8 protein-coding genes and 1 pseudogene are annotated in these 12,501 nt (G+C 60.5%); 4 read left to right on the forward strand and 5 right to left on the reverse strand.

The genetic code is table 11. From position 1 onward, the window contains the following. Positions 1 to 246 (forward strand): annotated as a pseudogene (locus ACVWVQ_RS08975) (hypothetical protein); the annotation flags it as partial. 12 nt (positions 247 to 258) lie between these two features. Further along, the gene (locus tag ACVWVQ_RS08980; protein WP_457508067.1) at positions 259 to 1,182 is read left to right on the forward strand and encodes a fructosamine kinase family protein; all 924 of its coding nucleotides are present in this window, start codon (positions 259 to 261) and stop codon (positions 1,180 to 1,182) included. 72 nt (positions 1,183 to 1,254) lie between these two features. On the opposite strand, the gene glyS is transcribed toward ACVWVQ_RS08980, so the two are convergent. Beyond that, the gene (gene glyS / locus ACVWVQ_RS08985) at positions 1,255 to 3,447 is read right to left on the reverse strand and encodes a glycine--tRNA ligase subunit beta (protein ID WP_457508069.1); all 2,193 of its coding nucleotides are present in this window, start codon (positions 3,445 to 3,447) and stop codon (positions 1,255 to 1,257) included. Between the two features lie 179 nt (positions 3,448 to 3,626). Beyond that, complete coding sequence (locus tag ACVWVQ_RS08990) at positions 3,627 to 5,705, reverse strand: cation:proton antiporter domain-containing protein (protein WP_457508071.1); 2,079 nt, start codon at positions 5,703 to 5,705, stop codon at positions 3,627 to 3,629. Positions 5,706 to 5,982: 277 nt separating this feature from the next. On the opposite strand from ACVWVQ_RS08990, the gene ACVWVQ_RS08995 reads away from it, so the two are divergent. Beyond that, positions 5,983 to 7,632, forward strand: coding sequence for a serine/threonine protein kinase (locus tag ACVWVQ_RS08995; protein WP_457508073.1), 1,650 nt, complete (start codon positions 5,983 to 5,985; stop codon positions 7,630 to 7,632). Positions 7,633 to 7,729: 97 nt separating this feature from the next. On the opposite strand, the gene ACVWVQ_RS09000 is transcribed toward ACVWVQ_RS08995, so the two are convergent. From ACVWVQ_RS09000 to ACVWVQ_RS09010, 3 genes are all read right to left on the reverse strand, one after another. After that, positions 7,730 to 8,329: a superoxide dismutase gene (locus tag ACVWVQ_RS09000; RefSeq protein WP_414375281.1), complete on the reverse strand. Its 600-nt coding sequence runs from the start codon at positions 8,327 to 8,329 to the stop codon at positions 7,730 to 7,732. Positions 8,330 to 8,592: 263 nt separating this feature from the next. After that, positions 8,593 to 8,973 (reverse strand): hypothetical protein, encoded by a 381-nt coding sequence (locus ACVWVQ_RS09005; RefSeq protein ID WP_457508076.1) that lies wholly within the window; start codon positions 8,971 to 8,973, stop codon positions 8,593 to 8,595. Further along, on the reverse strand, positions 8,970 to 10,958 hold the full coding sequence (locus ACVWVQ_RS09010; RefSeq protein ID WP_457508078.1) for a transglycosylase domain-containing protein: 1,989 nt from the start codon (positions 10,956 to 10,958) through the stop codon (positions 8,970 to 8,972). The genes ACVWVQ_RS09005 and ACVWVQ_RS09010 overlap by 4 nt, the downstream gene beginning before the upstream one ends. Before the next feature lie 202 nt (positions 10,959 to 11,160). Here ACVWVQ_RS09010 and tyrS point away from each other — a divergent pair, with 202 nt between their 5' ends. Continuing rightward, entirely contained in the window at positions 11,161 to 12,402 is a 1,242-nt protein-coding gene (gene tyrS, locus ACVWVQ_RS09015) for a tyrosine--tRNA ligase (RefSeq protein ID WP_457508079.1), read from the forward strand. The last annotated feature ends 99 nt before the right edge of the window (positions 12,403 to 12,501 follow it).

A 12,501-nucleotide genomic window follows, 5' to 3' on the forward strand; every position in this document is an offset into this window, starting at 1 on the left:
GGCATTGAGGCCCAGTTGAACGAAAGGATTAACAGCGTCGAGGTCAAGCTCACCGAGAAAATTGATGGCATTGAGGCCCAGTTGAACGAAAGGATCAACGGGATGGAAGGCAAACTGAGCGAGAAGATGGACGGGATTGGCAAGCGCTTGGACAACCAGGAGTTCATCAGCCGAGGGGCAATTATTACCCTAGTGGGTGGTGTGCTTACAGGTCTGATTAAGTACCTGTTTTTCTCCGACAATTGACTTTGGCTGCTGATGCAAACTCTTTGGCAAACCATCGCCCAGCACCTTTCAGAAGCAACAGGGGATCCCTTACGGCCCCTGCAGTATCGTTCTGTGGGCGGGGGCAGCATCAACGCCACCTATCGGTTTTCTTGCGCTTCCCAAAACCCTCTTGCAGAAGGGGCAAGAGACTACTTTGTCAAATTGGCCCGTGGGGGAGAAAGAGCGCTGGAGATGTTTGCAGCGGAAGCTGCGGGCTTGCGAACCCTGGCGGCTGCCCAGGCCATTCGCGTACCTCAGCCCATCATCTGGGGATCCGTAGGAGAGCAGGCCTACTTGGTGCTGGAATACCTGGAGCTAACCTCGCCCCGTCCGCACACTGCGGGTTTGTTGGGATCCCAGTTGGCCCAGTTGCACCGCACCCTATCCCCCAACGGCAGCTACGGCTGGGAGCGGGACAACACCATCGGCTCTACGCCTCAGATCAACAGTTGGCGGCAGAATTGGCCGGATTTTTATCGGGAACAGCGGCTGCTCTACCAGGTGAAATTGGCTTGCCAACAGGGGTATCGCGGCACGTGGGTGGCCCAAGCCGAACGGGTAATGGCGGAGCTGGAAGCCTTTTTTCAGGACTACAGGCCAGAACCCGCTCTGTTGCATGGAGATCTGTGGGGCGGCAACTACGGGGCCTTGGCCGATGGATCCCCGGTGATTTTCGATCCGGCCACCTACTACGGGGATCGGGAGACAGATCTGGCGATGACAGAATTGTTTGGGGGCTTTCCAGCCGAGTTCTATCGGGCTTATCAGCAGGCCTACCCCTTGGACGAGGGGTATCCCCACCGCAAGCCCCTCTACCAGCTCTACCACTGGCTCAACCATCTCAACCTGTTTGGAGAGGGCTACCTGGCCTCGGTGCAGCGGGCTTTGCGGCAATGTCTGCGCTTCCTTGGATAATAGGTTGCATGTCCATTCCCAAGCTCCCGAGGGGCCGGGAGTGAGGGTTCCAAGCGTGTCTGGATTGGCCAGCTAGGAGGTCTTCTCCGGCGAGGATTCCCCTGCCATAACCACAGCCCCCATGTCCCCCAACAGGCGCGACTGGTTGCGCAATACTCCCAGCAAATTGAGCCGGCTGGCCCGTCGCACAGGATCCGGATCCATCACCAGAACGGCTTCAAAAAACTGGGCTACCTGAGGGGCTGCCGCTTGCAGAGCTTCCACCAAGGGAACAAAATCTCCCCGTAAGGCCGGCTCCACCCCCAGGCGATAGACCTTCTGGCAAGCCTCGTACAACTCCCTTTCTGCCGCCTCCTGCAACTGACCGGGATCCACGGCGGCTGCCGGATCCACCACGGCGTAGTCCAAGTCCCCTTGGGCTGCCAGGCGGGCGCAGCGATTGAGGGTGGGATAGAGATCCGCCAATTCCCCGGTGGCCCGCAGGTGTTGCAGGTACTCCGCCCGCAGCAAAGTCAAGGGCAGGTTGCCCAGGGCCCGCATGGTGAGCTCGGCCTTCTGGGGATCCTCCGCTTTGACCGACTCGGGATCCCCCACCACAGCCCTGACCAAGTCGTAATCAATCCGTTTTTCCTCCTGCAAAAGGGTCTGTATCCGTTGGGCCAAAAACTCCTGCAAGGCTCGCAAGGTGTGGACATCGCCAAAGGCATAGTCCTGCACCACGCTCTGCAACAGCAAGTTGAAGTCAAAAGTCCAGCCGGCATCCCAGGCAACCAGCACCAGGCTGTTGGCGGCCCGCCGCAGGGCAAAGCGATCCGAGGAGCCGGTGGGGATCCGCCCCAAGCGAAACATGCCCACCAAGGTATCCAGGCGATCCGCCCAGCCCACCACCCGCCCCGTCAGTGCTGTGGGCAAAGCGTCCCCCGCCCCCAAAGGCCAGTAGTGCTGCTCGATCCCCTCGGCCACCGCCTCCGGTTCCCCATCCTGCCGAGCGTAGTCGGCTCCCATGATCCCCTGCAGCTCGGGGAATTCGTACACCATTTGGGTAACCAGATCCGCCTTGCACAGGTAAGCCGTGCGATCCACCAGCGCCTGCTCCTGGGGATCCAAGTTCAGGGCAGCGGCAATGAGGCGGCTGATGTGGCGGATGCGCTCCACCTTGTCCCGCATGGAGCCCAGCCCTTCGGCAAAAGTAACCGCCTGCAGGCGTTCCACCCGCTGCGCCAAAGGGATCCGCCGATCCTCTTCGTAGAAAAAGCGGGCATCCGCCAGGCGCGCCCGCACCACACGGCTATTGCCTGCCCCGATCCGCTCCGATTGCCGGGGGTCGCCGTTGGAGATGGTGATGAAATAGGGCAGCAATTTTCTGGGATCCCGGCCATCCCGTACCGGGAAATAGCGTTGGTGGATGATCATCACCGTCTCGATCACCGCCGGCGGCAGGCGCAAAAATTCCGGCTCAAAACGCCCCAAAACCGCCGTCGGCCACTCCACCAAGTGCACCACCTCCCGCAGCAAAGGAGCAGGGATCTGGGCTTCCCCATTCACTTGCCTGGCCAGCTTGGTCACCTCAGCCTGAATGTATGCCTCTCGCGCTGTTGGATCGGGGCTGACCCCCGCCTCTTGCATTTGCTGAACGTAGCTCTCGGCCCGCTCCAGAGTGACCTGCTGGGATCCCAAAACGCGGTGCCCCCGGCTAACCCGCCCGGCCACCAAGCCCGGCATGGTATTGCCCTCGTGGGTCGGCAGCAGCAAAGGCAGCACCTGATCATCCCAAAGGGAGACCAGCCAGCGAATGGGGCGCGGAAACTTCAGATCCCCGCAGGCCCAGCGCATCAGCCGTTCCCCACTCAAGTTGGTAATCCAGGCGGGTGCCAATTCTTGGAGCACGGCTGCCGTCGGTCGGCCCCGCACCCGCTGCACCGCAAACACAAAGGATCCCTTGCCCACTTGCCGGATTTCCAGGCTGCCGGGATCCACCCCTTGTTTTTGGGCAAATTTTTCCCCGGCAGGAGTGAGCTGGCCATCTTGGTAGGCGACCTGAACCGGTGGCCCTTTCACCTCTAGGGTGCGATCCGGCTGCTGGGTGGGCAACCCCTGCAACAGAACCGCCAGGCGGCGCGGCGTACCGAAAAGCTGCATCTGCTCCGCTTGCAGATGAGCCTCCGCCAAAGAGGCCGGGATCCCGGTTCGCCACTGCTCCAGAGCCGAATCCACAAAACTGGCTGGGAGCTCTTCACAGCCGACTTCTAGCAAATAGGCAACCATACTCCTGTGCTCCGCAGGGCACTATCCCCACTTCCTCAATCAACATAGTCTATGGCTCTGGGCCTCCCTTCTGGCTCACGACTGCTCCGAACCTGGGGTATCCCAGTTTACCAGGGGAGCCGGGGCGTCGTTGAGACAAGAGCTCCAGTCCGCCAGACAACACCCCAATGCCATTCCTGTCAAGTGGGCTCTGCGGCCGCCAGAACCCCATCTCCTTGGCGCAAGGGATGAGCTGAATCCCGCGGCAAATGCGCCACGATGATGGGAAGGCTGGGTCGGTTGCGGGCGATGGTCTCCGGCTCTCGGCCCAGGCGCGACCGGTTGCCGGTTTCACTGGGAATCAACACCAACACATCTCCCGGCTGCAGCGCTTTAAAGACTTCCGCCACCACCCCCCCCTGCACCCGCTGAACCGGCAAGTGGGCATAGCTTTCTGCCGGCAAGGCTGGGGAGCGTTCCCGCCCAGGTCGGGTTTGCACCAGCAGGATCTGCAAACCCGCTTTCAATTCGCCGGCCAGCGTTTGCGCCAGCCCAATGGTCTGCTGTAGGGATCCGGGAGAGACCTCCAGCTCCGGTGCAACCAAGAGGATGCGGCGCGCCGTCTCGATGGGTACCGGAAACCGCGTGATCAACACTGGGATCCCCACCTGCCGCACCACCGCGTCGATGATGCTGCCGAAAAAGTTCTCTGTATAGGTGGAGTAGCCCTTCCAGCCCAGGATCACCAAGGTTGCCTGCCGTTCCGCCGCCGAGCGAATGATCCCTTTTTCCACCGAGTCATCCACCCGCCGAATCGGCTCCACTCGGGCCACGGCGCTGTGGGCCAGAGCTTCTGCGAAAGTCAGCAACTGCTCCTGCCGAGCCAGGGCTGCCGGCGAGATCCCGGCGCGGTCAGACAAAACATGCAGCGGCAGCAGCGTTCCCCCATCTTTTTTGGCCAAAATCAAAGCCAACTGCAGCAGGTTCCTCTCAGTATCCGGGTTGGCCACCGGCACCAAGACGCGAGCTCCCCAATCTGGCTTGGGCAATTCAGTGGACTCTGCCGCCACTTCGGTGGGCTGCATTTGCTCTCCCCAGCGGGCCACAATCCAAGGCGAGGCAACACAGGTCACCAGGATCATGGCAATGATGCCGTTCACCGTCAGCTCATCCACCAACTTCACCTGAAAGGCCACCGTGATGGCCGCCAGGGTAGCCGCCGCCTGAGCCATCGACAAACCGAACATGATCATCGTGCTGGCAAAGCGCCAGCCAAACAGTTGGGCCGGGATCCAAGCGGCCAGAAACTTGCTCACCACCTCCGCTGCGATCATCACTCCGCCCACCAGCAGCGTGCGCGGCTCCCCCAAGAGAATACCGGGATTGATCAGCATCCCCACCGAGATCAAGAAAAAAGGCACAAACAGGGTGTTGCCGATAAACTGGATCCGGTTCATCAGGGGGCTGAGCTGGGGGATGATGGGGGTAATGGCCGTCCCGGCCAGAAAGGCTCCCACCACCGGCTCAATGCCGATCAACCCCGCTCCATAGGCCACCACAAACAAAGTGGCGATCACGAAAGTAAACTCTGCTCCCTCGTCGTGACCAAAGCGTTGAAAGAACCAACTGCCCAGCTTAGGCACCCCCCAGAGGGTGGCAAAGGTGTAGAGGGCAATGGAAGGGATCAACGTCAGCCAAAAGCGCAGCGACAGCTCCCCTTGGTGGGCGCGCACCACCACCGCCAGCACCAACAAAGCCAGGACATTCGTGATAAGGGTGGCCCCCAAAGTTGCCGTCACCGTCTGCAGGCGCATCAACCCCAGCTTCGAGATGATGGGCAGACCGATCAGGGTGTGAGAGGCAAAACAAGAGGCCACCAGCACCGCCGCCAGAAAGCCATACCCAATGGCCAACATGGCTGCTGTGCCGATGAGCATGGGCAACAGAAAGGTGAGCGCCCCGAAGAGGGTGGCCTTCCCGGCATTGAGCTTCAAATCTTCCAGACTGGTCTCCAGCCCCGCCATGAACATGAGAAACAACAGCCCCACCGTGCCCAGCAGGATGATGGTCTCGTCCCGCCGCAAGATGCCCAAGCCGTAGGGCCCCACCACCAGCCCAGCCAAGATTAACCCGATGATCCCCGGCAGGCGCAGCCGCTCAAACAGCAAGGGAGCCACCAGCATGATGGTCAGGATGATCAAAAACACCAGCACCGGATTCTCAACAGGGCCGATCAGGGCTAGAGGGATCCCCGACATTTCCAGCCAGTTAGCCAGCATAAATCACCCGACAGACAGCTAATGAACAAACCCGGCAAAGCGCCCGCATGAGTCTATCAGATCCCTCCAGATCCAAGTAGCTCTCGATGCCCCACAGACTTTGTCCGGCCTTCAATTACTGGCAGGGCGTTTAATAAGTATTCAAAAGTAAGTACATCAGACACATTAAGACACATTAAGCAGTGAAAACAGCTTGGCAGTAGTGCCCAGAGAAAGGCGGGAGAAACCCCCGAGAAACACGCATTAAAATCAGAGGGTACATGCTCTTGGGCTGCCCATGAACCAGCTTGCTCCTGGAAAAGTGATCGGCCAGCGCTATCAACTGGTTCACAGCATTGCAGCAGGTGGCATGGGGCGGGTGTTCAAGGCTGTCGATACGCGCCTGTTCAACCGTCCGGTGGCGGTCAAGCTGTTGCACCAAAACTTGGCAGGCGATGACAACACCCGACGCCAGTTGCACAAACGTTTTCAGCAGGAAATTCGCATCAGCACGCTGCTGGGGGAGCACCCTGCCATTGTCAAGGTATTGGACTATGGCCTAGAGAACGACCAACCTTACCTGGTGATGGAATACCTGACGGGGCGCAGTTTGGGGGAGCTAATGCTCAAGCAGCCGGTGCTGCCGCCTCAACAGGTGGTGAGGATGGCCCGCCAAGTATGCGCCGGTCTCTATTACGCCCACAACCTAGAGACCGAGCAGGATGGCCATCTCATCAAGGGGGTGATCCATCGCGACATCAAACCCAGCAACCTCTTCGTCCTAAAAGATGAAACGTTGGGGGAGACCGTCAAAATCTTGGATTTCGGCATTGCCAAGCTCCTCAGCGACGTTTCCCTTGCCCTCGGCACCCAGACCACCGGCTTTTTGGGTACGGTGCGCTATGCCTCTCCCGAACAGGTGCGCGGGGAAGCCCTGGATGCCCGCTCGGATATCTACTCGCTTGGCGTAGTGCTCTACCGCATGTTGACCGGGCAACACCCCCTCCAGCCGAAGAGCGATTCTTTCCCCGGCTGGTACGAGGCCCACAATTACCAACAGCCTCAGCCCTTCGATCGCTCGAATTTGCCCTATGAGATTCCGCTGCAGCTGGAACAGGTGGTGCTCTCCTGTCTGGCCAAAGATCCCGACCGGCGGCCCCAAGATATGAAGGTTCTCAGCGCCCAATTGGAGGGATCCCTGCGCTCCCAGAGCGCTGCCAGCTCTTCCCTCGCGCCCCCCCCAGCCGCACCCATCTTCTCCGAGCGCACCCTGGCGGCGGTGGATGCAGGGCAGTCGGGCACACACCTGCTCAGTACCCAGGCAGAGCCCGAGGCCAAGCCGTTTCCCCTCTGGGCTGGGATAGCCCTTTTTGTTGTCATTGCGGGGAGCACCTTCTGGGGCCTGCGTCTGCTGTTGGATCCGGGCCCAGGCAGCGAAAGACCGCCTGCTGCCCCCGAACGCCCCCTTCCAGTCGGCGGTGCAGAGCACCCTGAGCGGGATCCCTCAGCCACTCCTGAACCTCTGCTGGACTGGCTGCCGCGGGATCCGGAGGGCAAACCGGTGTTTGAGGATGATCCCGCCCCAGATCTGGGAATCGGTGAGTCCGCAAGCGAGCCCACACCCAGGCCAGCAGCAACTCCAGAGGCAGTGTCCTCTACCCCTCAGCCCCCTGCTCCAACTCAGCAGGTGTCACCTCCTCCTCCAGCCCCTGCTGTGCCTCCACCCCGACCGGTTGCCGTGCCCACACCCCCTCCCCCTGCTCCACCTTCTCCAGCCCCTGTCCCGGCCAAGCCTCTCCCCCCGCCGCCCATCAACCAACCCCTGTTCCCCCAGATGAACCGGGTTGCTCCAACTCCTGCTCCCCCTGCAGCCCCTCCAACCCAACCCCCTACCCCCGGCTTTCTGGAGCGGTTGTGCGAGGAGCGGGAACGCCTGGGAAGAGACTAGGCGCAAAAAAGGGATCCCCAAGGATCCCTTCGCAAACAGAGACATAGGGCTAGTCTTCGATGGGATCCCCCGTCAAGGGATCCCAGAACAGGTGGAGTCAGGCGGCAGCCAGCCGGGCATTGGCGGCATCCCAGTTCACCAGGTGCTCCAGGTAGGCATTGATGAAGTCAGGCCGCCGGTTTTGGTAATCCAGGTAGTAGGCGTGCTCCCACACATCCAAGGTGAGCAGGGGCGTTTGACCGTGAACCAGCGGATTTTCGGCATTGGGGGTTTTGGTAACCTTCAGCGTGCCGTTGTCCAGCACCAGCCAGGCCCAACCGCTGCCAAATTGGGTGGCGGCTGCCGTCTTGAAGGCTTCTGCAAACTTGTCATAGCCGCCAAAGTCGGCGTTGATCTTGTCGGCAATAGGCCCGGTAGGCGCACCTCCCCCGCCTGGCTTCATGGATTCCCAGAAAAAGGTGTGATTCCAAACTTGGGCAGCATTGTTGAAGATACCCGCTTTGCTGGGATCCCCAAAGGTGGCCTTGATGATTTCTTCCAGAGACTTGTTGGCCAGATCGGTGCCCTCGATGAGCTTGTTCAGGTTGGCTACGTAGGCCGCGTGGTGCTTGCCGTGGTGGAAGGAAAACGTTTCTGCCGACATGTAGGGCTTCAGCGCGTCGGCAGGATAGGGCAGAGCCGGGAGTTCAAAAGCCATAATCGTCTGTCCTCTGTGTCTTGTGCAAGGAATGCAAGAAAGAACGCGGTGAAGGGTCAGGAGAACCAGAAAAAGGCGTTACCTTTCTTTGCAGTTTTAGTGTAACTCAGAATCAGTACGCGCTGGGATCCCTTGGACACCTCGATTCCGGTTGGAACCCTGCTCGACCCCAGAGAGGTGGAATCGCGGCTGTCTCAGCGCAATTGCCGATAACCACTTGTTGGCCAGCGGTTGGAAAAGCGAGATGTCCCAGCTACAGAGGGCTAACGGGATCCCTCCCGCAGCAGCTCGATCAGCAGGGGAGCGACATCCCTGAGCAGGGGGATCAAAACCGCCGTGATGGCGGCGATGGTCACTACATTGCGGGTGAAGTTGAGGGTATCGCGGCTGAGCTGGAAAAACCGCTCGTCCCAGCGTTTGACCTCGGCCTCCAGACGTTCTTCGGCGCCAGCAATGCGCTCCTCGGCTCTGGCAATGCGCTCCTCGGCCCTGGCAATGCGTTCCTCGGCTCTGGCAATGCGCTCCTCGGTGCCGGCAATGGTTTGCATCAGCTCTTGGTTTTGCCGGGCCAGTTGGGCGATGGCCTGAGCGTTGGCCTCGACAGTGCGCTCGATACGCGCCAGCCGCTCTTCGCTGTAGGTCATGGTCGGGGAGGGGGAAATTGATGCGGGCTGGGGAAGTCCTGAGGTGGGATCCCTTGGAGAGCCTCGGTCATAAAGCGCTTCCAAGTGGGGGCCACAAAAGCGCCTCCTGCCGTACCCGGCAGCATGGGAGAGTTGTTGTCGTTGCCGATCCAAATGGCGGTGGACAGTTGCGGCACGTAGCCGATGAACCAAGCGTCGCGGAAATCGGAGGTGGTGCCGGTTTTACCGGCCACGGGTCGCCCGTCATCCAAACGAGCCGCCGTCCCGGTGCCTTGGGTCACTACCCCTTTGAGGATTTGGTTGAGCGTAGCCACCGCCCAGGGATCCAAAACCCGCTGCGGCTGAGGCCTGGCCTCGAAGAGGATTTGGCCGTTGCGATCCACCACCTGGGCCAAGAGGGTCGGCTCCACCCGATATCCGCCATTGGCAAAGACCGCATAGCTGGCCGCCATCTCCAGGGGGCTGACGCTGGCCGAGCCCAGAGCTGTAGCCAAGTTGGGGAACATCTCGGCAGTAATACCCGTGGCCTGAGCCGCTGCAATGACGTTGCGGATCCCGACATCATCGGCCAACTTGACCGTGGGCACGTTGCGGGAGAGCTCCAAAGCCCGAGCAAAGGTGAGGGGGCCATAGAAGGTGTTGTCGTAGTTTTTCGGGCTGTAGGGTGGCGAGCCGGGATAGGTGACGGGGGTATCTTCCAAGATGCTGCCGGGTGAATAGCGCCCGCTGGCCAGAGCCGCGTAGTACACATAGGGCTTAAAGGTGGATCCCGTTTGGCGAAACGCCTGGGTGGCGCGGTTAAATTGGCCCCGCTGAGCGTTGATCCCGCCCACAATGGCTTTCACATAGCCGGTACGGGGATCCACTGCCGCCAAAGCCATTTGATCGGCACGACGAGCTGCCCCAATGCGGGGGCCATCTTCATTGACAATGCGCTGGGCAAGGCGCTGCAGACGCAGATCGATGGTGGACTGAACCCGCAGACCTCCTTGCATTAGAGCTTGTTCCCCATAGCGGCGCCGCAGCTCCGCCTCAATGGCGTCGGTAACTGCTGGGGCGTTACTTTGAAAGGAGGTAATGCGGCCTAAGGTCAGCTTTTGCTCCCGCGCCGCCTGGGCTTCCTCGGGGGTAATCCACTTCAGCTCCACCAGACGATCCAGCACCAGGTGTTGCCGCCGTTTGGCTCCCTCCAGGTTGCGAAAGGGGCTGAGGGTTTCCGGGGCCGGCAGGATCCCAGCCAACATCGCCGCTTCAGCCAAGTTCAGTTCAGACGCATCCTTGTTGAAGTAGCTGCGGGCCGCCGCCTGGATGCCGTAGAGATTGTGCCCCCAGTACACCTGGTTGAGGTACATCTCCAGGATCTCGTCTTTGCTGAAGACCTGTTCTAGGCGCACCGCCAACACGATCTCGGCGACTTTACGGCTGAGGGTACGCTCCGGCCTCAAAAACAGGTTCTTGACCAACTGCATTGTCAGGGTGGATCCCCCCCCCGCCGAGCCTATACCCCCCTCCACACTGCCTAGGATCGCCCGGCCCAAGCTGACCGGATTAATGCCTGGATGGGTGTAAAAGTGGCTGTCTTCAATGGCCAGCAAGGCCTTTTTCATCTCCGGCGAGACCTGTTCAAGGGAGATCACTTCCCGGTTGGCCTCCCCGTGTAGGCTGGCAATGGGCTCGCCCCGAATATCGACAATGTGGGTGGTGGCAATGGGCACGTAATCCCGCAATTGATGCACGTCCGGCAAGTTGCGGAAGCTAATGGCCAGCCCCACCAATCCGGCAGCCGTTGCCGTGGATCCCAAGAGCAGGGATCCCAGCAACAGATTGCCCACCACACCGGCAACCTGGGCAATCCGGGAGGGGCGGGTGGGTGGGGTATAGTCGGCATGCTCGTCAAACCCCGATCCGGAAAAAGGGGAATTGGAGACACGCTCCAACCCCGGCTTTCTCGCCCGGCGGGCCAATGGTCTGCGACCGTAGGTCACGTCAAAAACCCTGTCACGTCCGTGTTGCAAAGCAACAACAAGCCAGACCCATTATAGGGCGGCGTCTATTGGGGCAGCAGGATGGCCAACCCTGCCCATCGACAACTCCAACCGGGCTAGGGGGAGAAGATCTTGAGTTGAGAATCGAGCATCTTTTGCGTGGGCTTAAAATGGCTCATGGGTTCAGCCGGAGGAGCAGGATTTGAGTATATCGTCAGCCTCAGTTTCGCCAGCGTACCGGGATCCGTTGATAGCCCAAATTGTTGAGCGGGGAGTGGCCGAGATCTTTCCAGGAGGAGCTGCTGCCCTGGCGGAGCGCTTGGCGCAAGCGGATCGTCCCCTGCGGGTGAAGCTGGGCATCGATCCCACCCGACCGGATCTGCACCTGGGGCATTCGGTGGTGTTGCGCAAGCTGCGGCAGTTTCAGGATGCGGGCCATGTGGCCATTTTGCTCATTGGGGACTTCACAGCTCTGGTAGGGGATCCCACCGGCCAATCGGAGGCCCGTCCCCGCCTCACCCCGGCAGAAGTGGAGGAAAACGCCCGCACCTACTTGGAGCAGGCCGGCAAGATCTTGGATTTTGAGACCCCTGGCCGGCTGGAGGTGCGCCGCAACAGCGAGTGGCTGGCCCACCTGACTCTCAGCGAGCTGATCGAACTCCAGGCCCAGATGACGGTGGGGCAGATGCTGGCCAAAGAAGACTTTGCCCAGCGCTACCAAGCCGGGACGCCGGTATACTTGCACGAATTTCTCTATCCCCTCCTGCAGGGCTACGACTCGGTGGCTCTGGCAGCCGACGTAGAACTGGGGGGAACCGACCAGCGCTTTAACCTGCTCACCGGTCGGGATCTGCAAATTTGGAAGGGCCAAGCGCCGCAGTTTTGCCTGACGGTGCCGCTTTTGGAGGGGCTGGACGGGTACCAGAAAATGTCCAAGTCCAAAAACAACTGCGTGGGGCTGACTGAGGATCCCCTCACCATGTACTCCAAGCTGGAGAAGGTGCCGGATCACCTGGTGGAGCGCTACTTTGAGTTGCTCACCTCAGTGCCCCTTGCCGAGCTGCCGCAGGATCCCCGCCAGCGGCAGATCCTCCTAGCCAAGACCCTAGTGGCCCAGTTTCACTCCCCTGCAGCGGCAGAAGAGGCCCAGCGCACCGCCCAAGCCCTGGTGCTAGACGGTATTCTTGCCGAAACGGGATCCATCCCCACCTTTGCCATCGATGGGTTGTCTTACCCTGTTAAACTCAGCTACATCCTGCGTGAGTGTGGCCTGTGCAAGAGTGCCGCCGAGGCCCGTCGGCAGATTCAAGGGGGCGCCGTGCGGCTGGATGGGCAAAAGGTGGAGGATCCCGACCTGGAGTTTGCCCATGCCTCGGAGCTGGCCGGGCGGATTTTGCAGGTGGGCAAAAAGGCCTTTCGTCGGCTAGTGAAAGGCGCAGATTAGTCTTCCCCTCTCCCTGTGGGAAAGGGGTGAGGGGATCCATCAACGGGCAGGCTTGAAGCCGAGTCCGGTTTTTTTCTGCCTGGTCTTGGCTGGGGGATC

This window comes from Thermostichus sp. MS-CIW-36 (assembly GCF_054059035.1).

Bases quoted from the DNA above. Each gene is read 5' to 3' on its own strand.
- ACVWVQ_RS08980 (WP_457508067.1), top strand. From the start codon at position 259: ATGCAAACTCTTTGGCAAACCATCGCCCAGCACCTTTCAGAAGCAACA.
- glyS (WP_457508069.1), bottom strand. From the start codon at position 3,447: ATGGTTGCCTATTTGCTAGAAGTCGGCTGTGAAGAGCTCCCAGCCAGT.
- ACVWVQ_RS08990 (WP_457508071.1), bottom strand. From the start codon at position 5,705: ATGCTGGCTAACTGGCTGGAAATGTCGGGGATCCCTCTAGCCCTGATC.
- ACVWVQ_RS08995 (WP_457508073.1), top strand. From the start codon at position 5,983: ATGAACCAGCTTGCTCCTGGAAAAGTGATCGGCCAGCGCTATCAACTG.
- ACVWVQ_RS09000 (WP_414375281.1), bottom strand. From the start codon at position 8,329: ATGGCTTTTGAACTCCCGGCTCTGCCCTATCCTGCCGACGCGCTGAAG.
- ACVWVQ_RS09005 (WP_457508076.1), bottom strand. From the start codon at position 8,973: ATGACCTACAGCGAAGAGCGGCTGGCGCGTATCGAGCGCACTGTCGAG.